At 57.4% G+C, this 22,721-nt stretch carries 23 protein-coding genes and 5 tRNA genes; 20 read left to right on the forward strand and 8 right to left on the reverse strand.

Translation table 11 applies throughout. From position 1 onward, the window contains the following. The first annotated feature begins 20 nt into the window (after nt 1-20). The 7 genes from alaS (at nt 21) to AB4P92_RS23520 (ending at nt 4,981) form a co-directional block, all read left to right on the forward strand. On the forward strand, nt 21-2,639 hold the full coding sequence (gene alaS, locus AB4P92_RS23490; protein ID WP_273878589.1) for an alanine--tRNA ligase: 2,619 nt from the start codon (nt 21-23) through the stop codon (nt 2,637-2,639). A gap of 90 nt (nt 2,640-2,729) precedes the next feature. Further along, nucleotides 2,730-3,971: an aspartate kinase gene (locus tag AB4P92_RS23495; protein ID WP_042560536.1), complete on the forward strand. Its 1,242-nt coding sequence runs from the start codon at nt 2,730-2,732 to the stop codon at nt 3,969-3,971. A gap of 187 nt (nt 3,972-4,158) precedes the next feature. Continuing rightward, nucleotides 4,159-4,347, forward strand: a complete 189-nt coding sequence (gene csrA, locus AB4P92_RS23500; RefSeq protein WP_002554426.1) for a carbon storage regulator CsrA — start codon at nt 4,159-4,161, stop codon at nt 4,345-4,347. Nucleotides 4,348-4,409: 62 nt separating this feature from the next. Beyond that, nucleotides 4,410-4,500 (forward strand) — tRNA-Ser (locus AB4P92_RS23505). A 107-nt stretch (nt 4,501-4,607) separates the two neighbouring features. Further along, nucleotides 4,608-4,684 (forward strand) — tRNA-Arg (locus AB4P92_RS23510). A gap of 71 nt (nt 4,685-4,755) precedes the next feature. Beyond that, a tRNA-Arg gene (locus tag AB4P92_RS23515) sits at nt 4,756-4,832 on the forward strand. A 72-nt stretch (nt 4,833-4,904) separates the two neighbouring features. After that, nucleotides 4,905-4,981, forward strand: a tRNA-Arg gene (locus AB4P92_RS23520). A 19-nt stretch (nt 4,982-5,000) separates the two neighbouring features. Here the strand turns inward: AB4P92_RS23520 and AB4P92_RS23525 are convergent. After that, entirely contained in the window at nt 5,001-5,519 is a 519-nt protein-coding gene (locus AB4P92_RS23525) for a UPF0183 family protein (RefSeq protein WP_261736690.1), read from the reverse strand. A gap of 321 nt (nt 5,520-5,840) precedes the next feature. Here AB4P92_RS23525 and mgtE point away from each other — a divergent pair, with 321 nt between their 5' ends. Beyond that, nucleotides 5,841-7,283, forward strand: a complete 1,443-nt coding sequence (mgtE, locus tag AB4P92_RS23530) for a magnesium transporter (RefSeq protein WP_042560534.1) — start codon at nt 5,841-5,843, stop codon at nt 7,281-7,283. A gap of 121 nt (nt 7,284-7,404) precedes the next feature. Here the strand turns inward: mgtE and AB4P92_RS23535 are convergent, their stop codons facing one another. Continuing rightward, nucleotides 7,405-7,731, reverse strand: a complete 327-nt coding sequence (locus AB4P92_RS23535) for an Arc family DNA-binding protein (RefSeq protein ID WP_003178899.1) — start codon at nt 7,729-7,731, stop codon at nt 7,405-7,407. Nucleotides 7,732-8,119: 388 nt separating this feature from the next. Between AB4P92_RS23535 and phnN the strand changes: the two genes are divergently transcribed. After that, nucleotides 8,120-8,689, forward strand: a complete 570-nt coding sequence (phnN, locus tag AB4P92_RS23540; RefSeq protein WP_395599694.1) for a phosphonate metabolism protein/1,5-bisphosphokinase (PRPP-forming) PhnN — start codon at nt 8,120-8,122, stop codon at nt 8,687-8,689. Here the strand turns inward: phnN and AB4P92_RS23545 are convergent. Both AB4P92_RS23545 and AB4P92_RS23550 read right to left on the reverse strand, forming a co-directional pair. Further along, nucleotides 8,664-8,843, reverse strand: a complete 180-nt coding sequence (locus AB4P92_RS23545) for a PA3371 family protein (protein WP_395598237.1) — start codon at nt 8,841-8,843, stop codon at nt 8,664-8,666. The two genes, phnN and AB4P92_RS23545, sit on opposite strands and share 26 nt — an antisense overlap. A gap of 20 nt (nt 8,844-8,863) precedes the next feature. Beyond that, nucleotides 8,864-9,100, reverse strand: a complete 237-nt coding sequence (locus AB4P92_RS23550; RefSeq protein ID WP_395598238.1) for a hypothetical protein — start codon at nt 9,098-9,100, stop codon at nt 8,864-8,866. Between the two features lie 293 nt (nt 9,101-9,393). Here AB4P92_RS23550 and AB4P92_RS23555 point away from each other — a divergent pair. From AB4P92_RS23555 to AB4P92_RS23580, 6 genes are all read left to right on the forward strand, one after another. Further along, nucleotides 9,394-9,470 (forward strand) — tRNA-Arg (locus AB4P92_RS23555). 227 nt (nt 9,471-9,697) lie between these two features. Further along, on the forward strand, nt 9,698-10,702 hold the full coding sequence (locus AB4P92_RS23560; RefSeq protein WP_261736689.1) for a glycosyltransferase: 1,005 nt from the start codon (nt 9,698-9,700) through the stop codon (nt 10,700-10,702). A 285-nt stretch (nt 10,703-10,987) separates the two neighbouring features. Beyond that, nucleotides 10,988-12,592 carry a tetratricopeptide repeat-containing response regulator gene (locus AB4P92_RS23565; protein WP_042560529.1) on the forward strand — a complete coding sequence of 535 codons (1,605 nt, stop codon included), beginning with the start codon at nt 10,988-10,990 and terminating at the stop codon, nt 12,590-12,592. Next, nucleotides 12,589-13,281, forward strand: coding sequence for a sensor histidine kinase KdpD (locus tag AB4P92_RS23570; protein WP_042560528.1), 693 nt, complete (start codon nt 12,589-12,591; stop codon nt 13,279-13,281). Before AB4P92_RS23565 ends, AB4P92_RS23570 begins: the two co-directional genes overlap by 4 nt. 200 nt (nt 13,282-13,481) lie before the next feature. Then, entirely contained in the window at nt 13,482-14,723 is a 1,242-nt protein-coding gene (locus AB4P92_RS23575) for a glutamine synthetase family protein (protein ID WP_210622962.1), read from the forward strand. Between the two features lie 69 nt (nt 14,724-14,792). Beyond that, the gene (locus AB4P92_RS23580) at nt 14,793-16,187 is read left to right on the forward strand and encodes an MFS transporter (RefSeq protein WP_042560526.1); all 1,395 of its coding nucleotides are present in this window, start codon (nt 14,793-14,795) and stop codon (nt 16,185-16,187) included. Between the two features lie 65 nt (nt 16,188-16,252). On the opposite strand, the gene AB4P92_RS23585 is transcribed toward AB4P92_RS23580, so the two are convergent. The 4 genes from AB4P92_RS23585 to flgA all read right to left on the reverse strand — a co-directional run bounded on the left by AB4P92_RS23585 (nt 16,253) and on the right by flgA (nt 18,857). Further along, on the reverse strand, nt 16,253-16,999 hold the full coding sequence (locus tag AB4P92_RS23585; RefSeq protein WP_115146191.1) for a flagellar brake protein: 747 nt from the start codon (nt 16,997-16,999) through the stop codon (nt 16,253-16,255). A 92-nt stretch (nt 17,000-17,091) separates the two neighbouring features. Next, complete coding sequence (locus AB4P92_RS23590) at nt 17,092-17,559, reverse strand: flagella synthesis protein FlgN (protein ID WP_042560524.1); 468 nt, start codon at nt 17,557-17,559, stop codon at nt 17,092-17,094. 48 nt (nt 17,560-17,607) lie between these two features. Further along, complete coding sequence (flgM, locus tag AB4P92_RS23595; RefSeq protein ID WP_042560523.1) at nt 17,608-17,934, reverse strand: flagellar biosynthesis anti-sigma factor FlgM; 327 nt, start codon at nt 17,932-17,934, stop codon at nt 17,608-17,610. Nucleotides 17,935-18,095: 161 nt separating this feature from the next. Beyond that, nucleotides 18,096-18,857, reverse strand: coding sequence for a flagellar basal body P-ring formation chaperone FlgA (gene flgA / locus AB4P92_RS23600; protein WP_395598239.1), 762 nt, complete (start codon nt 18,855-18,857; stop codon nt 18,096-18,098). 81 nt (nt 18,858-18,938) lie between these two features. Here flgA and AB4P92_RS23605 point away from each other — a divergent pair, with 81 nt between their 5' ends. From AB4P92_RS23605 to flgD, 5 genes are all read left to right on the forward strand, one after another. Continuing rightward, nucleotides 18,939-19,871, forward strand: a complete 933-nt coding sequence (locus AB4P92_RS23605) for a chemotaxis protein CheV (RefSeq protein ID WP_042560522.1) — start codon at nt 18,939-18,941, stop codon at nt 19,869-19,871. Between the two features lie 46 nt (nt 19,872-19,917). Further along, the gene (gene cheR, locus AB4P92_RS23610; protein ID WP_042560521.1) at nt 19,918-20,745 is read left to right on the forward strand and encodes a protein-glutamate O-methyltransferase CheR; all 828 of its coding nucleotides are present in this window, start codon (nt 19,918-19,920) and stop codon (nt 20,743-20,745) included. A gap of 369 nt (nt 20,746-21,114) precedes the next feature. Further along, entirely contained in the window at nt 21,115-21,525 is a 411-nt protein-coding gene (gene flgB / locus AB4P92_RS23615; protein WP_042560520.1) for a flagellar basal body rod protein FlgB, read from the forward strand. 3 nt (nt 21,526-21,528) lie between these two features. Continuing rightward, entirely contained in the window at nt 21,529-21,972 is a 444-nt protein-coding gene (gene flgC, locus AB4P92_RS23620) for a flagellar basal body rod protein FlgC (protein ID WP_042560519.1), read from the forward strand. Nucleotides 21,973-21,987: 15 nt separating this feature from the next. Next, nucleotides 21,988-22,716: a flagellar hook assembly protein FlgD gene (gene flgD / locus AB4P92_RS23625; RefSeq protein WP_042560518.1), complete on the forward strand. Its 729-nt coding sequence runs from the start codon at nt 21,988-21,990 to the stop codon at nt 22,714-22,716. Nucleotides 22,717-22,721 lie beyond the last annotated feature (5 nt).

A 22,721-nucleotide genomic window follows, 5' to 3' on the forward strand; every position in this document is an offset into this window, starting at 1 on the left:
AGCCTCCGTGGAAGAACCTAATGAAAAGCGCAGAAATCCGTGAAGCCTTCCTTCGCTTCTTCGAAGAGCAAGGCCACACCCGTGTAGCCTCCAGCTCTTTGATTCCGGGCAACGACCCAACCCTGCTGTTCACTAACGCGGGGATGAACCAGTTCAAGGACTGCTTCCTGGGCCAGGAAAAACGTGCGTACACCCGTGCAACCAGCAGCCAGAAATGCGTGCGTGCCGGTGGCAAGAACAGCGACCTGGAAAACGTCGGTTATACCGCTCGTCACCACACGTTCTTCGAAATGCTCGGCAACTTCAGCTTCGGTGACTATTTCAAGAAAGACGCGATCACCTTCGCGTGGACTTTCCTGACCGGCGTGCTGCAATTGCCGAAGGAAAAACTCTGGGTCACCGTCTACGCCTCGGACGACGAAGCGTATGACATCTGGACCCAGGAAATCGGTGTGCCGGTCGAGCGCATGATCCGCATCGGCGACAACAAAGGCGCGCCTTACGCGTCCGACAACTTCTGGACCATGGGTGATACCGGCCCATGCGGCCCTTGCACCGAGATTTTCTACGATCACGGCGACCACATCTGGGGCGGCCCACCGGGTTCGCCGGAAGAAGACGGCGACCGTTACATCGAGATCTGGAACAACGTGTTCATGCAGTTCAACCGCACCGCCGATGGCGTGTTGCATCCTTTGCCAGCGCCGTCGGTCGATACCGGCATGGGCCTGGAGCGGATCAGTGCGGTGATGCAGCACGTCAATTCCAACTATGACATTGACCTGTTCAAGAACCTGCTGAAGGCTTCGGCTGAAGCGATCGGCTGCGAAAATGGCGATCAGTCTTCGCTGAAAGTTGTTTCCGACCACATCCGTTCGTGCGGTTTCCTGATTGCCGACGGCGTGCTGCCGTCCAACGAAGGTCGCGGCTACGTGCTGCGCCGGATCATCCGTCGCGCCTGCCGTCACGGCAACAAACTGGGCGCCACCGGCAGCTTCTTCTACAAGATCGTCGCGGCGCTGGTTGCCGAAATGGGCGAAGCGTTCCCGGAACTGAAGAAGCAGCAGAGCAACATCGAGCGCGTCCTCAAGGCCGAAGAAGAGCAGTTCTCCAAGACTCTGGAGCACGGCCTGAAGATTCTTGAACAGGATCTGCTGGAACTCAAAGGCACCGTAGTGCCGGGCGACGTGGTGTTCAAGCTCTACGACACCTACGGTTTCCCGATGGACCTGACCGCGGACATCGCCCGCGAGCGCAGCCTGACCGTCGACGAAGCCGGCTTCGAGCGTGAAATGGAAGCTCAGCGCGTCCGTGCACGTTCGGCCAGCTCGTTCGGTCTGGACTACAACACGTTGGTTAAAGTTGACGTGGCCACCGAGTTCACTGGCTACGCCGCCACCAGCGGTTCGGCCAAAATCGTGGCCATCTATAAAGAAGGCCAGTCGGTCGACGTACTGAGTGAAGGCGAAGAGGGCGTGATCGTTCTCAACCAGACGCCTTTCTACGCCGAATCCGGCGGCCAGATCGGCGACTGCGGTTTCCTTCAGGCCGGCAACGCACGTTTCGATGTGCGCGACACCACCAAGACTGGCGGCGCGTTCCTGCACCACGGCGTGTTGGCGTCGGGCAGCCTGACCATCGGCGCGCCGGTTGAAACCCATGTTGATGCCGAAGTGCGTCACGCCACTGCGCTCAACCACTCGGCGACGCACTTGCTGCACGCCGCATTGCGTCAGGTGCTGGGCGAACATGTTCAACAGAAAGGCTCATTGGTCGACAGTCAGCGCCTGCGCTTCGACTTCAGCCACTTTGAAGCGATCAAGCCTGAGCAGATAAAAGCACTGGAAGACATCGTCAACGCCGAGATTCGCAAGAACTCCGCGGTTGAAACCGAAGAAACCGACATCGAAACCGCCAAGAACAAAGGTGCGATGGCGCTGTTCGGCGAGAAATACGGCGACAACGTGCGCGTGCTGAGCATGGGCGGCAATTTCTCCGTCGAACTGTGTGGCGGCATCCACGCCAACCGTACCGGCGACATCGGCCTGCTGAAAATCATCAGCGAAGGCGGTGTGGCATCGGGCGTGCGTCGTATCGAGGCAGTCACCGGTGCAGCCGCACTGGCCTACTTGAACGCTGCGGAAGAACAACTCAAGGAAGCGGCCAGCCTGGTCAAGGGCAGCCGTGACAACCTGATCGACAAGCTGTCGGCTGTGCTGGAGCGCAACCGTCTGCTGGAGAAGCAACTCGAGCAGTTGCAAGCCAAGGCTGCCAGCGCTGCGGGCGACGATCTGTCGGCTTCGGCACTGGATGTCAAAGGCGTGAAGGTATTGGCCGTGCGTCTCGACGGTCAGGACGCCAAGGCGCTGCTGGCGCTGGTCGATCAGCTGAAAAACAAACTCGGCCGCGCAGTGATCCTGCTCGGCAGTGTCCATGAGGAAAAGGTCGTTCTGGTTGCAGGCGTAACCAAGGACCTGACTGGCCAACTCAAAGCCGGTGATTTGATGAAACAGGCTGCTGCGGCAGTGGGCGGGAAGGGCGGTGGTCGTCCGGACATGGCGCAGGGCGGCGGTGTCGACGCCGGCGCGCTGGATGGCGCACTGGCGCTGACCGTCCCATTCGTCGAGCAGGGTTTATAAGACGGCCCGCCGGGCCCGCAGTCTAGTGGCGGGTCCGGTGGCTGTTCGAGAAATTATTGGGCGCCCTTCATGGGCTGAGGCGGCTTTGAAATGGCTTTGATCGTACAGAAATTTGGAGGCACCTCGGTCGGTACTGTCGAGAGAATCGAGCAGGTCGCCGACAAGGTTAAGAAGTTCCGTGATGCCGGCGATGACCTGGTGGTTGTGCTGTCTGCAATGAGCGGCGAAACCAACCGTCTGATCGATCTGGCCAAGCAAATCAGTGGTGACGGTCAACCGGTTCCGCGTGAGCTGGACGTGATTGTCTCCACCGGTGAGCAGGTGACGATTGCCCTGTTGGCCATGGCGCTGATCAAGCGCGGTGTGCCGGCGGTGTCGTACACCGGTAATCAGGTGCGGATCCTGACCGACAGCGCACACAATAAAGCGCGTATCTTGCAGATTGATGACCAGAAGATTCGCGGTGATCTGAAGGCAGGCCGCGTTGTTGTTGTCGCCGGATTCCAGGGTGTCGACGAGCACGGCAATATCACCACGCTGGGGCGTGGCGGTTCGGACACCACCGGCGTGGCATTGGCTGCAGCGCTGAAAGCCGATGAATGCCAGATCTACACCGATGTCGATGGTGTCTACACCACCGACCCGCGTGTCGTGCCGGTCGCTCAGCGTCTGGACAAGATCACCTTCGAAGAGATGCTGGAAATGGCCAGCCTCGGTTCCAAGGTGTTGCAGATCCGTGCGGTGGAATTCGCCGGCAAGTACAACGTACCGCTGCGCGTACTGCACAGCTTCAAAGAGGGTCCGGGCACCCTCATTACTATTGATGAAGAGGAAACCATGGAACAGCCGATCATTTCCGGCATCGCTTTCAATCGCGATGAAGCCAAGCTGACCATCCGTGGCGTGCCAGACACCCCGGGTGTGGCGTTCAAGATTCTCGGCCCGATCAGTGCCGCGAACATCGAAGTCGACATGATCGTGCAGAACGTTGCGCACGATAACACCACCGACTTCACCTTCACCGTGCACCGCAATGACTTCCAGGCCGCACAGACCGTGCTGGAAAACACCGCTCGCGAGATCGGTGCCCGTGAAGTGGTTGGCGACATCAAGATTGCCAAGGTCTCGATCGTTGGCGTCGGCATGCGTTCCCACGCAGGTGTGGCCAGCCGCATGTTCGAATCGCTGGCGAAAGAAAGCATCAACATCCAGATGATCTCGACGTCGGAAATCAAGGTTTCCGTGGTAATTGAAGAGAAGTACCTGGAACTGGCCGTGCGCGCCCTGCACACGGCTTTCGAACTGGATGCTCCGGCCCGCCAGGGCGAGTAATTCCGCTTCTTGAAGGGCGCGGTCTGACCGCGCCCTTTATTTTTTGAATGGCGCGAGCCCTGATCTGTTCTTTTGCTCGCGCTGGTCAATACTCAGGCATGTAGGGCTACGATCGCTCTGGTTGTAGGTCGGGTGCCTTTTTTTTGCAGACTGTTGTCCCTGAACTGAATTGCGTAAGGAGAAAGGTATGTTGATTCTGACTCGTCGGTGCGCAGAAAGCCTGATTATCGGTGATGGCGAAATCACCGTGACCGTGCTCGGCGTTAAAGGAAATCAAGTGCGTATCGGCGTCAACGCCCCGAAAGAGGTTGCCGTGCACCGTGAAGAAATTTACCTGCGTATAAAGAAAGAGAAGGACGAAGAACCAAGCCATTAATTTTTATCGATTTTTATGTTTGCAAACGGGGAAGAAGCTGGTTAATATACGCCCCGTGTTGCGGAGAGCTGGCCGAGTGGCCGAAGGCGCTCCCCTGCTAAGGGAGTACACCTCAAAAGGGTGTCGGGGGTTCGAATCCCCCGTTCTCCGCCATTATTTGCTTAGTACGTCGTAATCTGGCTTTTTCGGTAAGTTGTTGAAATTACTAGAAAAAGTGGTTGGAATAGAGATTAGACGGGCTATAATGCGGCGCAACAAATGCACTCGTAGCTCAGCTGGATAGAGTACTCGGCTACGAACCGAGCGGTCACAGGTTCGAATCCTGTCGAGTGCACCATTTAAGAGTCAGTTACAGCAATGTAAGTGACTTGCTTCAACCAGGTGTGATCTGGTCTAAAAAACACAAATGCACTCGTAGCTCAGCTGGATAGAGTACTCGGCTACGAACCGAGCGGTCACAGGTTCGAATCCTGTCGAGTGCACCATTTAAGAGTTAGTTGCAGCAATGTAAGTAACTCGGTTTCAGCCAGTTGTGGTCTGGTCTAAAAACACAAAATGCACTCGTAGCTCAGCTGGATAGAGTACTCGGCTACGAACCGAGCGGTCACAGGTTCGAATCCTGTCGAGTGCACCATATACCGAAAAGCCCGCGTTTAACGCGGGCTTTTTGCTGTCCGGGATTTGGCTTTTGCCTTCACGCAGCCTCTCTCATCAAAATCGACTTGAGCACTTCGGCCTCGTTTGAGGTCGTATCGATAGCTTGTCGTCGACGTCCGAATATTCACCTTGTCCGGTTTGCCGAGCGCGCTTTCTACATCCTGTTGACTCATGCCGGCAATCACGCGTCGGTTGATGATTGCTTCGCGGCGTTGTCTGGCGTCGATCAGATTTCCGCATTTGTCTTGTGTGCGACCAACGATGCCCGGTTCGCGGCCCGTGTTTTTCATACCGGATATTTCTTCGTGGTTGTGCTCCGGCATGATTGCCACGACCGATCCGGGGAGGTAGGGGTGAACCTCCTGAACTGAAAGTTTTTCACCGTGCGCGCAACTCATCGACGTGAACGTGATGCTGCCGTCAGGGGCTTCGCAGCGATGGAGGCTGGTTGCAGCGCCGGCAGGCGGTAGGAAGAGCAGGCTGGTCAGTACAAAAAGGGATGTTTTCGATGGCATTCGACGTCCTCCATGACGATCTCCGTTCAAGGGTAGTCGCTACAATCTTCCCTGCCGGTGTGTTTTCTTTTCAGGATGAGTCGTCGCACTTACATGGATCAGGATGGCGCTCAGGTTTGTCTCGCAAGCGCTTGTTTCAGCCACGATTTTTTAGCGTGTTAAACCGTTAGGCGGTGTATCATTGCGCCCGTCAGCCCCGCCGGGGCTTATGGAAAACCTCCATGGACTTACCCAGTAGCTACTCAGTACCCCGTTTTTCCAATCATGAATTGACTGATTGATCCTTCCGGCGTGCCCCGCTGCTGGGAGTGGAGTTCGCCTATGTCTGAAATCGAAGTAAAGAAAACACAGGAAAGCCTGCAGGACCGCCTGGCTCAGGTCGTCGAGTTGCTGCAGCGCCAACGGGTCGTCGAAGACCTGACTCACCGCCAGGAAGGCGCGCATCACGACCGGGTGGAAAACCTGGTTCACCGGCAAAATCTGGTCGAGCTGCAACGCAAGCTCGATGATCTGCACTCCGCCGACGTCGCCTACATACTTGAAGCCTTGCCGCTGGACGATCGTCTGACGCTTTGGCAACTGGTCAAGGCCGATCGCGACGGCGACATTCTTCTCGAAGTATCCGATTCCGTCCGTGAAACGCTGATCGCCGACATGGACGATCACGAGCTCCTGGCCGCCGCCAAGGACATGGACGCCGACGAACTTGCTGACCTGGCCTCCGAGCTGCCGCGAGACGTCGTTCATGGGCTGATGGAGAGCCTGGATAACCAGCAGCGCGAGCGTGTGCGTTCGGCCCTGTCTTATGACGAGGATCAGGTCGGTGCGCTGATGGACTTCGAGATGGTGACTATCCGTGAGGATGTCAGCCTTGAAGTGGTTCTGCGGTACCTGCGTCGTCTAAAGGAGCTGCCGGGGCATACCGACAAGCTGTTCGTGGTCGATTACGACGGCGTGCTCAAAGGCGTGCTTCCGATCAAGCGTTTGCTGGTCAATGATCCGGAAAAGCAGGTTGCCGAGGTGATGGCTAGCGATCCGGTGAGTTTCCACCCGGACGAAGACGCCTACGACGCCGCACAGGCGTTCGAGCGTTACGATTTGATCTCCGCCCCTGTGGTCGACAAGACCGGCAAGCTGATCGGTCGTCTGACCATCGACGAGATGGTCGACCTGATTCGTGAAGAGAGCGAAAGCGAAGTTCTCAACATGGCTGGTCTGCGTGAAGAGGAAGACATCTTCGCCTCCGTGTGGAAATCACTGCGCAACCGTTGGGCATGGTTGGCGATCAACTTGATCACCGCGTTCGTCGCCTCTCGAGTGATTGGTTTGTTCGAAGGCTCGATCGAGAAGCTGGTAGCGCTCGCGGCGCTGATGCCGATTGTGGCGGGTATCGGCGGCAACTCGGGTAATCAGACGATCACCATGATTGTGCGAGCCATGGCGCTGGATCAGGTGAGCACCGGCAACACTTCACGGTTGATGCGTAAAGAGTTGGCAGTCGGGCTGATCAACGGCCTGGTCTGGGGTGGGGTGATTGGCGTAGTCGCTTACCTGCTTTATGGCAGTTGGTCGCTGGGTGTGGTGATGACGGCGGCGATGACGCTCAATCTGTTGCTCGCTGCACTCATGGGTGTATTAATTCCCATGACCTTGGCGAAGATGGGCCGCGACCCCGCAATGGGTGCGAGTGTGATGATCACCGCAGTAACGGACAGTGGCGGCTTCTTCATTTTCCTGGGGCTGGCAACAATCTTCCTGCTCTGATCTGCTGCAATTAAACAGCCCGCTAAATTGGCGGGCTTTTTTATGTCTGCGAAAACTGCCAAGCCAAATTCCGGGCAAAAAAAAGCCAGCAATAACGCTGGCTTGAGATGTTCGATAGGGCTCAGGACGCGTCTGCGGCCATTTCGGCGTCGTGTGCAATCAAGGACACCAGTGCGTTCTGTTGGCGGTGAGACAGCTGGCGGAAGCGTTGCAGCAGTTCGCGTTCGTGCAACGACAGCTCAGGGCTGTCCAGGCGCATGCTCAGTTCTTCGCCCAATGCACCTTCCTGAATAAGACTCTGCTCAAGGCGCGCAATGATTTCAGAGTTCATGCTGCGATGATGATTGCGAGCCACCTCGGCAATGCGTTCACGCATTCCGTCTGGCAGACGTACGACAAACTTGTCAGCCGTACGGCTGGAATAAATTGCCTGTTTCAATGGGCGCATATATTTAACCGGTTAGTTCAGGGGAGCGGTTCTCGGGATTGGCCGCAGGATGTGTGGTAGGACACGCATTTGCGCCAAATGGTTCAACCTGAATTGTTAAGAGGCCCGCATCATGCCTCAAAATTGCCGGATCATTGGCGTCAATTCTGTGACAAATATTGATCCGGATAAAGGCTTAATGCCAGCACCAATTATCAGAAATGCGGACTGGTTTGAAAACTTTGTCCTGAGTCGCATCGCTGCTCGCTTCCTGACGCACACCAGTTGATGTCCAAAGACGTCAGAAGGTGCATGCTAAGTGGCTTTCGATCCTTGTCCCTTATCTATACAGGATAGTGGCATTTTGCCGATTTACTAGCGCTGAAGCATGCCGGAGGGCGTTTTCGAGATGGATGGCAGGCTTATTTATCTGATGGGACCGTCCGGTTCCGGCAAAGACAGCTTGATTGAGGCTGCACGTGAGCCATTGCGCGCGCTCGGCTGCGAAGTGATACGCCGGGTGATAACGCGATCGGCCGAGTCGGTAGGCGAGGATGCGATCGGCGTGACGCCGCAAGAGTTCGAAAGACGTCAGCGCGCAGGAGACTTTTCCCTGGCGTGGCAGGCCAATGGCCTTGCCTATGGCATTCCTGCGCAAATGGATCAATGGCTCAAGGATGGGCGGCACGTGCTGGTAAACGGCTCTCGCGCCAACCTTCGGCAAGCCCTGGAGTGCTATCCGACGCTGTTACCGGTTTTGCTGACAGTCAAGGATGGGGTGTTGGGTGAGCGTCTGCTCAGACGTGGCCGTGAGACGTCTGAGCAAATTGATGCGAGGCTGGCCCGCAACGCTCTGTTCAAGGACAGGCGATCAACTGACGAGGTTGTTTACCTGATAGACAACTCGGGTGACCTGGCTGACGCGGTCAGCCATCTACTGGACTTGGTCCGACTCAGCGCAGAACCGGATCAAACTTGAATTTGCGCCCGGCCACCAGTGCCAATACGAACAACACCGCAAATACGCCACAGCCAACCAGAGGCAGGGTGATTTGGGTTTCCTCGAACAGCGAAAAATGCAAAACGCCACTGACTAAGGCGAGGATCAGAAATCCTGCAGCTGACTTGGACATGCTGTACTCCTGAAGATATTTCAAAAAACCAGACGTTCGGTAGCGTGAACTGGCAATGCCTGCTCAGGCTCGCTGACCGCCTGTGGGACGAAACTGTGCTGATCGCTCAACACCGCTAGCTGCGGCGCTTTTTGCACCTGCAAGTAATGTGGCATGCGTTGAGCCACCGACTCCGGCGCAGTTCGCTCCGGGATGAAGTGAAAACCCATCAAAACCGCGAATGCAATTGCGTTTGCAAGCAAGAGAGTGCTGTTCATGGGACGGTGCTCCGATTGTTCTTCTATGGAACAGACAAAGCAGCCGTCGTGCCAACAGTCTAACCGCTGTTAAGTCCTTTAAAAACAAGGATTTGAGAGGGCTTATCGGATGTTGTGGGTTGCAATCTGCAATGCTGGCATTTTGCAGTAGTGCAAAATGCACGGTAAAGCTTCCCGCAACATTGCGAGGCGCCTGCCTACACTTAAAAAGCCCTAGGGATGACATGACAAATCGGGGCCCGGTCGTTAAGATGCACGCCGTCCGTCGCGCAGCCTGCTGCCGACAACTCAGTGTCTCAGTAGCTCAATTGGATAGAGCATCCCCCTCCTAAGGGGAAGGTTGGCAGTTCGAACCTGCCCTGGGACACCACTTTTGAGATTTCCCCTGTCCTGCATCTCGTAAAGATAAAGCATCGCCGATGCTTATGACGCGTTTTTCCCTGCTAAAGGCTACTATTCCATCGTCAGTGAAGCCGCTGTTACTGACGAAGATTTCCCTCGTCTTGGCGGTCGCTGCTCCAGCGCCCCTTGGAGTATGCAAAGGTAGTTACCAGCGCCATCGAACTTTCATTGTACGAAACACTAAGAGCCGCTTATATGTCAGATCCGAAAATTTCCGTGATTGTTGCCACATACAATGTCGAAGATTACATCGAGGAGACGATGGATTCGCTTTTGGGGCAAACTTTTCCGCCATCGGAAATTGTGATTGTCAATGATGGATCAACGGATGGGACGCTGGCGTTAGTCAATTCAAAATATGCCGATGACAGCAGGGTAAAAGTCATCACGCAGGAAAACCAGGGGGTCGGCGCAGCCCGTGTAACAGGTTTTAACGCGGCCACAGGTGATTATCTGTTTTTTTGTGACCCCGATGATGTGGTAGATCTCAATCTTTTCGAAGGTTTAAAAACGGCAGTTAATGAGAATGCCGACCTGGAGCTTTACTACTTTTCTAAACGATCTTTCGTCGATTCTAATGGCGAACGTAATTACTTGCGACGCAATACCGCGCCGTCCCGCGAAGGCTGGTTTAGTAAGGGCGTGGAGTTGTTGGAAGATCTGATTGTCAGTAATAAATACAAGGCCACAACATGGCAGTATATTTTTAAAAAAACCATGACTGAGCGCTTTGAAGTTACATTCAAGGGGCGTGCGCACGAGGATCAGCTGTTCAGCATGAACGTCTACCTGCATAGCAAGCTCTGCTATGCAACACAGGCCGACCGATATTTCCAAAGGGTGCGTCAAGGGTCGCTTACCAATAGCGTCAAGGACGAGCACCATGTTTTGACTAGCTACGAAGCCTACCGAGATACTCTGACTGCGCTCAAGGCCCATCTCCACCACTTCGGCCGCAAGCGCCAGGTCGCGATGGCTTACATGCGACGAGGCGTTACCTGGACAATCAAGGGTTGCGTTCGAAATCGTGTGAGGCTGCCTCATCGGTTTTGTGCGTTAACCCGCAAAGATTCCCGCGAATGTGGCGTAGGGCGTGAGGGAGGCATGTTATTAGTCTTGCCGGAGTGGCACTTCCTCGCGAAAAAAATCGGCTTTGAATTGAAAGTTCTCTTGCGTCGGGGTCGATCCCGAGTTGCCTGAGGGCGGCTTTGCTCGCCCGGAGCACGCGTGGAGCCCACGACCACTCATGGTGCCCCCCCCCCAAGTTCTCATCGAACACTTCACTACGCGTCAACGTTTCGCGCCCGGTATCGCAGTGCGAGGAATCTTGAAGCACCCGCTTCAGGGAACGCGACGTCTGGCCGATAACCCAAACGGTGAGTTCAGACTTGCGTGAAAACGCTTGATAGCATTTTGCCGGCAGTTATCATCTGCGCGCCTGAAATCGCCTTTGGTTCATCTACTTCAATTGCCTGGAAATCCTCGATGCTGTCGTATCACCAAAAGCGTTTTCTGATCGTCGATGATTTCTCGGATTTTCGCAGTTCCGTGCGCTCGATGTTGCGCGAGCTGGGCGTCAAGGACGTGGATACGGCAGACAGCGGCGAGCAGGCGCTGAAGATGTGTGCGCAGAAGTCTTATGATTTCATCCTGCAGGATTTTCACCTCGGCGACGGTAAAAAGAACGGCCAGCAAGTCCTCGAAGACTTGATGGTGGAAAAGCTCATCAGCCATGAAGCGGTGTTCGTCATGGTGACCGCCGAGACCAGTCAGGCGATGGTGCTCAGTGCTCTTGAGCATGAGCCGGATGCCTACCTGACCAAACCGTTCAACCGCTCGGGTCTGGCTCAGCGCCTTGAGCGTCTGGAGCAGCGCAAGACGTTGCTCAAGCCGATTCTGCAAGCCCTCGATCGTGGCAAACCGGTCGAGGTGCTCAATGCCTGCATCGCCCTGTGCAAGCAGGACATCCGCTATTCGCCGCTGTGCCTGCGTTACCGCGCCGATGCGCTGCGCGACCTGAATCAGAACGAAGCGCTGGAGCGTTTGTACGACGGCATCATTGCTGATCGGCCGCTGCCTTGGGCATTCGCCGGGCTGGGCAAGTTGTTGTTCAAGCGTGGCCAGGTTGCACAAGCCAAAGGCGTGTACGAGAAAGCCCTGAAAGCGTTCCCGCTGATGCCGTCGCTGTATGACGGCATGGCCGATGTGCTGGTTGCCGAGGGCGATACCAAAGGCGCGCAGCGGGTGCTGGAAGAGGCGATCCGGTTGTCGCCACTGGCGGTGCGTCGACAGGCGTTGCTGGGCAAACTGGCGATGGCCAACGAAGATTTCGACACCGCCTCGCGCGCTTATCGTCAGGCCGTGGCGCAAGGCGCGCAGTCGCGATTCAAGGATGCGGAAAGCAACCTCGGCCTGGCCCACGCATTGATCAGCAAGGGCAGCGAGCGCGGTCTCGACACCCGCACGCGGCTTGAGATCAACACCACGCTCAGCGCGGTGGCCAAAGAGAACCCGAGCGATCCGGGCTTGCAGATTCGGGCGCGTCTGATGAAGGCCACCAGCCTGCTGCTCAACGATGCCGAAACCGCTGACAAGCTTACCGAGCAGGCGATGATGCGCCTCGACGGCATGGAGCAGTTCATGAGTCCGGAGGCAGCGTTGCTGGTCGCCAAGCAGTTGCAGATGCTCGGTCAGGCCGAGGCGGGTAACTCGATGCTCAAGAGCTGTGCGGAAATCTACGGCGACGATCCGGCGGTGATGAAAGACATCGCCAAGCTCACCGACGACCCGACGATCCTCAGTTCCAGTAACGCCGCCGCCGACCTCAACCGTCAGGGTGTGCGCGTGTACAAGACCGGCAATCTGGTGGAGGCCCGCGAGGTGTTCCGCAAGGCGCTGAAGATGCAACCGAAGAACATCAGTATTGCGCTGAACATGGCCCAGTCGCTGCTGCACGGCACCGACACCAGTGTGCCGTCGGCGGAGCTGGAAGAATGTCGGGCCTGCCTGAAAATGGTCGGCCTGATGCCCGACACCGACGCGCGTCATGCGCGTTATCAGAAGCTGAAAAGCAAGGCGTTTGGCGAATGAACCAAGACGAGCAGGCTCTCGATTTTTCCACGGTGATTGCCTCCACCGTCCACGACATGAAGAACTCGCTGGCCATGCTCATGCAGGCCCACAGCCAATGGCTGGCGCGTCTGCCGCAGGGACAACGCGAAGGCACGGAGCAGGGCGTGATCGACTTCGAGTTCGCCCACCTCAACGGCATGCTGGTGCAACTGCTCGGGCTGTATAAGCTCGGCGTCAACCAGATGCCGTTGCAGCCGGCGTACCACGAACTCGATGATTTCATCGAGGCGCAACTGGCGGCGCATCAAGAGGTGTTTGCCAGTCGCGGGATCATCGCTACCTATGAAGTTGATCCGCTGAGCCCGCTGGGCTTCTTCGACCGTGAATTGGTCGCTTCGGTGCTGGGCAACTGCATCAACAACGCCATTCGTTACGCCCGCGAGTCGTTGCTGATTACCGTCAGTGACGAGGCCGGGCAATTGGTAATCAGCATCAACGATGACGGCGACGGTTATCCGGCCCAGATGCTCGAGCGTCAGGCCGACTACGTGCAGGGCATCAATCACAGCAGTGGCAGCACCGGGTTGGGCCTGTATTTCGCCAATCGAATTGCGGCGTTGCATCAGCGCAATGGCGTTGAAGGGCGCACCGAAATCGGCAATGGCGGGCCGCTGGGTGGCGGGGTTTTCAGTCTTTATCTACCGTGACGCGGGATTTTGTTTGACGCTGCTTGATATTGCGAACAGCCGGAGCCTATTTTGTACGGGTCGCCGTTCGCGGCTCGCAAAATAACAAGGATTGCGTCATGACAACCGATGGCCAGCGTTCACTCGCACAGCGACTGACGGGCATTGATGAGATTGAATGTGTCACGCCGGATTTGAACGGCGTACCACGGGGCAAGGTAATGACTGCCGAGGGTTTCCTCGAAGGGCGGCGTTTGCAGTTGGCCCGGGGTGTGTTGCTGCAATGCATCATGGGCGGATATCCGCCGGCGCGGTTTTACGGCAGCGATGACGGCGATCTGGCGCTGATTGCCGAGCCAGGCCAGATTCATCGCTTGCCGTGGAGCGACGAACCGCGTGCCCTGGCGATTTGCGATGCTGATGAGCTGACCGGCGAAAGCTCCAACCTGTCGACCCGCGGCCAGCTCAAGGCAGTCATCGCCCGTTACGCGGCGCGCGGCCTGGCACCGGTGGTGGCGACAGAACTGGAGTTCTTCGTGTTCGCGCCTAACACCGATCCAACCCAACCGTTTCGCCCGCCAGTCGGCCTCGATGGTCGCCGCGAGGACGGTTTGTCGGCGTTCAGCGTCAGCTCCAATAACGGTCTGCGGCCGTTCTTCAGCGAAGTGTACAAATGCATGGCGGCCCTTGGTTTGCCGCGCGATACCTTCATGCATGAAATGGGCGTCAGCCAGTTCGAGATCAACCTGCTGCATGGTGATCCGCTGCTGTTGGCCGACCAGACGTTCCTGTTCAAGCATCTGCTCAAAGAAGTCGCGCTCAAGCACGGCTTGACCGTGGTGTGCATGGCCAAGCCGCTGGCGCACACGCCGGGCAGCTCGATGCATATTCACCAGAGCATCGTCGACATCGCTACGGGCAAAAACGTCTTCAGTGACAATCACGGCGAGCCGACCGCGATGTTCCGCCACTTCATCGGTGGGCAGCAGGCGGGGATGGCCGACTTCACAGCACTGTTTGCACCGAATGTGAACTCGTACCAGCGTCTGTGCCATCCGTACGCGTCGCCGAACAATGCTTGCTGGTCGCACGATAACCGTGCGGCCGGGTTGCGGATTCCGGCCAGTGCGCCGGTCGCTCGTCGGGTGGAAAACCGTTTGCCGGGCGCCGATGCCAACCCCTATCTGGCGATCGCCGCCAGTCTGGCCGCCGGTTTGCATGGCATCGAGCATGAGCTTGAACCGAGCGAAGCGATCCAGGGCGAGTTCGAGGTGCCGGACAATCTTTCGCTGCCGTGTACCTTGCACGCCGCGCTCGAGCGTCTGAAGCGTAGTCAATTGGCGAGGGAACTGTTTGGACAGGAGTTCATCGAAGGCTACATCGCTTCGAAGACCATGGAACTGACCAGCTTCTTTGATGAAATAACTCCCTGGGAACGGCGTGTTCTAGCAGCCCAGGCCTGACGTACCATCGTCACCGGGCTATCGTTCTGGTAGCCCGATCTTTACTGCAAGGAGCCGCTCGGAACGCCGATGCGCCAAATCTGGAAATCCTTTCGAGCGCTGTATTTCGCCTCGCTGATGATGTTGATCGGCTCGGGCCTTTTGTCTACGTATCTGGCGTTGCGCCTGGCGGCCGAGAATGTCGACGGACTGTGGGTCGGTGCGCTGATGGCGGCCAACTATTTCGGTCTCGTGCTGGGCGGCAAGATCGGCCACCGGTTGATCGCCCGCGTCGGCCATATCCGGGCGTATTCAGCGTGTGCCGGGATCGTCGGTGCGGCGGTCCTTGGCCACGGCATGGTCGATTGGTTGCCGGCGTGGCTGGTGCTGCGGACCATCGTCGGTCTGGGCATGATGTGCCAATACATGGTGATCGAGAGCTGGCTCAATGAGCAGGCCGATGCCAATCAACGTGGGCTGGTGTTCAGCGGCTACATGATTGCTTCGTACCTGGGGCTGGTGCTCGGTCAGCTGATTCTGGTCATGCACCCGGGGCTGGGTCTGGAACTGCTGATGCTGGTCGCGCTGTGCTTTGCCCTGTGTCTGGTGCCGGTGACGCTGACCCGGCGGATTCACCCGGCGCCACTTCATCCGGCACCGATGGAGCCGCGCTTCTTTATCAAGCGCGTGCCGCAGTCGTTGAGCACGGTGCTCGGTGCGGGATTGATCATCGGCGCGTTCTACGGTCTGGCACCGTTGTATGCGTCGCAGCAGGGGCTGTCAACCGAGCAGGTCGGTCTGTTCATGGGTAGCTGCATCTTTGCCGGACTGCTGGTGCAGTGGCCATTGGGCTGGCTGTCTGATCGTTATGACCGCGCGTTGCTGATCCGTTGCTTCGCCGGTTTCCTTGCGGTGGCGGCGTTGCCATTGGCGATCTTGCCGCAGGTGCCGCTGGAGGTGCTGTTCGTGGTCGGCTTCCTCTGTTCGCTGGTGCAGTTCTGTCTGTATCCGTTGGCGGTGGCGTTTTCCAACGACCACGTCGAGGGGGATCGGCGTGTGTCGCTGACGGCGATGCTGCTGGTCACTTACGGGGTTGGTGCGAGTATCGGGCCGTTGCTGGCGGGGGTGCTGATGAAGTTTCTCGGCAGCCAGAGCCTGTATGCGTTCTTCAGCTTCTTTGCGCTGGTGCTGGTGTGGCGAATCCGCCCGAAAGCCGTGACCAATCTGCATCAGGTCGACGACGCGCCGCTGCATCACGTGGCAATGCCGGACAGCATGTCGAGTTCGCCGCTGGTCGCTGCGCTTGATCCGCGAGTGGATGAGCAGGTGGTGCAGGAGCAGATGCAGAATCCGGTGCCGCCGGAACCAGAGCCCGATCCAGCGCCGGAACCAGAGCCTGAAAAAGAACCAGAGCCTGAGCCAGCAACAAGCCCGGATGAGGACAGCGACAGACCCACGCCGGATATCAGTGGCGCCAGACCTTGAAAATCGGTAGTGCATAAAAAAGGGCAGTCCCTTCAAGGACTGCCCTTTTTATTTGCGCGTACGACTCACATATCGTCTTTGTCGAAACGCCGTGCTTCACGTTGCAACTGATAGACGAAACGCTCGACGTTGCGCGCAGCCGGGCCACTGATGTTGTGGAAGCGCAAGCCGGCGAAGGTGATGTTGAGTTTTTCTTCGAAGTGCAGATAGCGCAGTTCGACGGAAATCGGCTGATTGCCGAACAGTGGCGGGGCGATCATGCGGTCGTAGACCTGGCCCAGTTGCAGCCGGTCAGTGATGTCGCCTTCGAAGCGCAGCTTGCAACCGGTGGCGGAAATATCCAGCAGTTTGCCTTGGATCGGCGCCTTGAGCTTTTCGCCACCCAGTTCAACGCTGACCAGATCGGTCAGTTTCAGTGCTGCGCGAAACGCGTTGCGGCGCTGGTGGTAAACCACTTCGCTCGGCAGCTCGCCGGTGTAAAAGCGGTCGCCGTCGGATTCTTCGATGTTCAGCGTACCGTTGCATTCCCAGGCGATGCGCACGCCATCATGGAAGCCTTCAACTCTGAACGGTTCGCCGGCGAGCAGAAAGCGTTCGCCGTCGCGCGGGATCATTTCATCGAGGGTAATCGAGGCGCTGTCGCGGTCGACTTTGATCAGGTAGCTCTGGAAGCGCTGGCTGCGTTCATGGAACGTGATGATCAGAGGGTCGTGACTGTCTTGCAGTTGACGCAGGTTGCTGGAGATTTCCAGTGGCGTGGTGAGCACCTTAGGGGGCTGCGGAGCATCATCCGCGCTTAGGGCGTTTGGCACGTTCTCTCAATCTCCAGACAAAATTTGACGATGAATGGCCAGCATTTTGCCAGCATGTTCCGCGTGTTGATAGTGCAGGCACATCGAATGGCTCACGCCTGGCTGAAGGTGCGCGGCTTGACGGGTCTGGCGAAAGTGCCGCTCGCGTCATACAGCGCTGGCGGTTCGCCCCCGGTGAGGATTTTCAATTGATTGGACGTCGCGGCCTGCTGGATCTGGATCGACTGGCCGTTCTTGGCGTTGGCTGCCTGACACTGGCTGATGAGGTCAGTGAGGGCGTCGCCCTGCGTCATCAACTGCTCGCCAATGCTCGACTGGCTGGCCAGTTGCTCGAGCCCTGTACGGTCAGTCGGCAGGTTCAGGCTGGCGAGGATTTCGCTGCGCTTGCGGCCATGCTGTTCAAGCAGAATGATCAATGCCTGTTTGCGCGCCAGAATTTCTTCCAGCAAGGGCATGTCGCGACCGTGCAAAGCGAGGGCCTCGGTTTGCAGTAACTCCAGCAATTGTTGAGCTGGAGCAAAGTCGTCGTTGATCAGTTGCAGTAAATTAGTGTCGTGCATGGCTGGCCTTGGGTTTTAAGCGTCCAAAAGCCTGGCGCAGGCGAAGGCCTAGCGCTGGGCTTCGAAGTTGAGCAGTTTGCTGGCTACACGGTTGCTGTCGACTTTATAGCTGCCATCGGCAATCGCGGCTTTCAACTCGGCCACACGGGCTTTGTCGACAGCAGGTTGATCGCGCAGCTTGTCAGTGACCTTCTGCAACTGTTGAGCCTCATTGCTGAGGTGTACCGATTCCCCGCTTTTAGCGGTACTGGCCGATTCGGCCGGGGTATTCAGCGGCGCGGAGGTGCCGTTTTCGGCGGTTTCCTTGGCGTTGCTGGTACGCGTACTGCCCGTAAGTGACGAGGAGCTGTTCAAACGGCTGAAATCGATGACCATGATAAAAACCTCTGGGAATTTGGACGCTTGCCATGTTTTCGGCTATCCCCTGGAAAACTTTAGGCCCATTTGCGAATGAGTCTGCATGCGCCGGCGCGTGTCCTGCTGCGGCACAGTTTAGGGAAGCGACGGGGTCCGCGCCAGTTTTCTCACGAGGGCTTCTACATGGCGACTTCCACTTGGCCCGGCGCGGTGACTTGCGCCTTGATGACCCGTTGCGAGTTGAGGTTTTTCACCCGGATCTGTTCTCTCAAGCCGCCATTGGCAAGGGCTTCACCGGGCATGCGCACGGCGAGCGTGCCGCTGCGGGCGATGATGACCACTTGATCGCCCTTGCGCACCACTTCCGCCTGTTCCAGATGCACCAGGGTAATGACCTGATCGGCTACCGTTGGTCGGGTTAATTTCTGCCCGATCGCTTCGTCTACCGACGTCAAAAAACCTTGGTTGATTGTGCTGACGTCGCGCTCGCGCAATGTCACGTCCTGAGGCTCGATAATTCCGGCGCGCTTGAGTGGCCGGGTAGTGGTCACAATCTCGCGAAACAGGCGGACTTGAGCGGGTACGAACACGGTCCAGGGGGACGCGCCCTCACAGCGAATCTTGACCGTTACCCGGCCCAAAGGACGTGCCGGACTCTCCAGTGAGGCTGTCAATTCCTTGTCGCACATGGGCATGCGCATGCGGGGATCCAGCTGGTTCACTTCGATTTCGTAGCGGCCTTCCGTTTGACTGGTTGCCAGATAGTCTTCTACGGTGAACTCAAGAAAGCCCTGAGTGACGCCGATAAGCATGTCAGGCATGGTAACCGCATCAGCAATGGCAGGGCTGCCAGCGAAACAGCAGCAAATGGCGGTAACCGCGCAAAGCCCTCTGCGGAGGGAAGATGTCAGGCGTCGGAAAAATGTCGTTTGAGCGTTCATACGAGTTAAAAAGCAAGCGCCGTGCCGTTTAGCAATGAATGTGCGTCGCAACAACACTTGGCGTTGGTTTAGGAGTCTGGCATGGCTGGTGTAATGGATTCGGTGAACCAGCGCACGCAACTGGTAGGGCAGAATCGCCTGGAGCTGTTGTTGTTCCGTCTCGACGGTCAGCAGCTCTACGGGATCAACGTGTTCAAGGTTCGGGAAGTGCTGCAATGCCCTTCGCTGACGTTGATGCCCAAGTCCAGTCCTGTCGTGTGCGGGGTGGCAAGTATTCGGGGGGCGACCATTCCGATCCTTGATCTGGCAATGGCGACCGGCTCCGGTGCGTTGAAAGACAAGAAAAACCCGTTCGTGATCATCACGGAGTACAACACCAAGACCCAGGGTTTCCTGGTCCGCTCGGTGGAGCGCATCGTCAACATGAACTGGGAAGAGATTCATCCGCCGCCCAAGGGCACGGGTCGCGATCATTACCTGACCGCTGTGACTCGGGTGGACAATCAGTTAGTCGAAATCATCGACGTCGAGAAAGTGCTGGCGGAAGTCGCACCGACGCCGGAAGCGATTTCGGTCGGCGTGGTCGATGTCGAGACCCAGACCAAAGCGTTGTCGCTGCGGGTGCTGACGGTCGATGACTCGTCGGTGGCACGCAAGCAGGTCTCGCGGTGTCTGCAGACGGTCGGCGTTGAAGTCGTGGCGTTGAACGACGGCAAGCAGGCGCTGGATTACCTGCGCAAGCTGGTCGACGAGGGCAAGAAGCCGGAAGAAGAGTTCCTGATGATGATCTCCGACATCGAGATGCCGGAGATGGACGGGTACACCCTGACGGCAGAAATCCGCAGCGACCCACGCATGCAAAAGCTTCATATCATCCTGCATACTTCGTTGTCGGGAGTGTTCAATCAGGCGATGGTCAAGAAAGTCGGTGCCGATGACTTTTTGGCCAAATTCCGTCCTGATGACCTGGCATCCCGGGTAGTCGACCGGATCAAAGCAGCAGATATCAGCTAGGGGCCTTCTGCCCCTGGCGGTCAACACGATTTAAGAGGCGGCATCATTGTCTACGGGTAATTTGGATTTCGAACAGTTCCGGGTATTTCTGGAAAAAGCCTGTGGCATTTTGCTCGGTGAAAACAAGCAGTACCTGGTCTCGAGCCGTCTCAACAAACTGATGGAAGTGCAAGGCATCAAGTCACTGGGTGAGCTGGTTCAGCGCATCCAGACCCAGCCGCGCAGCGGTTTGCGCGAACAGGTGGTCGATGCCATGACGACCAACGAAACCCTGTGGTTTCGTGACACCTATCCGTTTGAAGTCTTGAAGAACAAGGTGCTGCCCGAAGCCATCAAGGCCAGTCCCAACCAGCGTCTGCGGATCTGGTCGGCGGCATGCTCGTCGGGCCAGGAACCGTACTCGCTGTCGATGTCGATCGACGAGTTCGAGCGCAGCAATCTTGGTCAGTTGAAGATGGGCGTACAAATCGTTGCCACGGACTTGTCCGGTCTCATGCTGAACAACTGCAAGACCGGCGAGTACGACAGCCTGGCGATCGGTCGCGGTTTGTCCGCCGAGCGCTTGCAGCGTTATTTCGACCCGAAAGGGCCGGGTCGCTGGGTGATCAAGGCGCCGATCAAGAGCCGGGTGGAATTCCGCTCGTTCAACTTGCTCGACAGCTATGCAGCGCTGGGCAAGTTCGACATCGTGTTCTGCCGCAACGTGTTGATCTACTTCTCTGCCGAAGTGAAGAAAGACATCCTGTTGCGCATTCACAGCACGTTGAAGCCGGGCGGTTATCTGTTCCTCGGCGCTTCCGAAGCGCTGAACGGTTTGCCGGATCATTACCAGATGGTTCAGTGCAGCCCGGGGATCATTTACCAGGCGAAGTAACTGGCATCGGCAACACAAGAACGGGAGTCCTCAGGGGCTCCCGTTTTTTTGTGCCTGGCGTTTAATCCGAAATCACCGCAAAACCCTGTGGGAGCGAGCCTGCTCGCGAAAGCGGTTTCCCAATCAGCATCATTGGTGGCTGACCCACCGCCTTCGCAAGCAGGCTCGATCCCACATTTGCTCTCTAGTGTTCTTGAGGGCAGGGGCAAGCGGCAGAAAAGCGGCATCTGGCGGAAAACGGTTGCCGCTTTTCTGGCATTGCCGCTTTGCCGATAGCCCGCAAGGCCCCGGTTTACGGGTGTTTCTTGCATTGGCACGCAGCTTGCTAAAGCTCAGTTACGAAAAACCGGTCACCTGAAGGTTCCCGACATGAGCATCAGCTTCGATAAAGCGCTCGGCATTCACGAAAAGGCTTTGGGCTTCCGCGCCCAACGCGCCGAAGTGCTGGCCAACAACATCGCCAACGCCGATACCCCGAACTACAAGGCTCGGGATCTGGACTTCTCCAAAGTGCTGGAAGCACAGACCGAGAAAACCAAAAGCGGCGGCCACTTCGCCCTGAACATGACCAATAGCCGTCACATCGAGGCTGAAGGCTTGGGCAATGGCGACGAATCGCTGCTGTATCGCACGCCGATGCAACCGTCGATTGACCAGAACACCGTTGACGCTCAACTGGAACAGTCCAACTACGCGGAAAACGCCGTGGGCTTCCAGGCCAGCTTCACCCTGCTCAACAGCAAATTCAAAGGGCTGGTTTCAGCCCTGCGCGGAGAGTAATTCATGTCCCTGTCCAGCGTTTTCAACATTGCCGGCAGCGGCATGAGCGCACAAACCACGCGTCTGAACACCGTGGCATCGAACATCGCCAACGCCGAGACCGTCTCGTCGAGCATCGACCAGACCTACCGTGCCCGTCACCCGGTATTCGCCACCATGTTCCAGGGTGGCCAGAGTGGCGGCAGCAACTCGCTGTTCCAGAACCAGGACGCTGCGGGTCAAGGCGTGCAGGTGCTGGGAGTCGTCGAAGACCAGAGCAACCTCGAAGCGCGCTACGAGCCGAATCATCCGGCTGCCGATGGCAAGGGCTACGTCTACTACCCGAACGTCAACGTGGTGGAAGAAATGGCTGACATGATTTCCGCGAGCCGGTCCTTCCAGACCAACGCCGAAATGATGAACACCGCCAAAACCATGATGCAGAAAGTACTGACCCTCGGTCAGTAATAAGGTGCGACTGCCATGAGCGTTACCGATACCACCAATAACCTCAGCATGAAAGACATCCTGGCGAACTCCTCGAAGAAGACGAGCAGCACTACTTCGGGCGGCATCGCTTCGGCCACCAACAGCGCCACCGGTGGCCAGGCCTTGGGCAAGGATGCGTTTCTGCAACTGCTGGTTACCCAGCTGAAAAACCAGAACCCGCTTGATCCGCAGGACAACAGTGCGTTCGTTGCACAGTTGGCGCAGTTCAGCAGCCTGGAAGGCATTACCACGCTCAACAGCACCGTTAGCGGGCTGGCCGGCAACTACAACTCTTCGCAAGCGTTGCAGGCGTCGTCTCTGGTTGGGCGCAACGTAATTGTGCAGACCAACACCGCACAGCTCGACGATCCGACCAAAGGCCTGACCGGTTCGGTAACCGTGCCATCGTCCATCGCGGGCGGCACCGTGACCATCACCGACAAGGACGGCAAAACGGTGCGCACCATCGACCTGGGCAGCCGCGCCGCTGGCGCCGCCAGTTTCACGTGGGATGGCAAGGATACCAGCGGCACCGTGGTGCCCGTCGGTACCTACACCTTCAAGGCCAACGCACCGATCAACGGCGCCGCGACGGACCTGGCGACTTACCTGCCAGCCACGGTCAACAGCGTGACGATCAGCCAGACCGGTGGCGAGCTGATGCTCAACCTGGCCGGCAAGGGCTCCGTCGCCCTGTCCAAAGTACAAACCATTGGTATATAGAGCCG

The organism is Pseudomonas sp. A0308, from assembly GCF_044218815.1.
GTDB classification, from domain to species: Bacteria; Pseudomonadota; Gammaproteobacteria; order Pseudomonadales; family Pseudomonadaceae; genus Aquipseudomonas; species Aquipseudomonas iridis.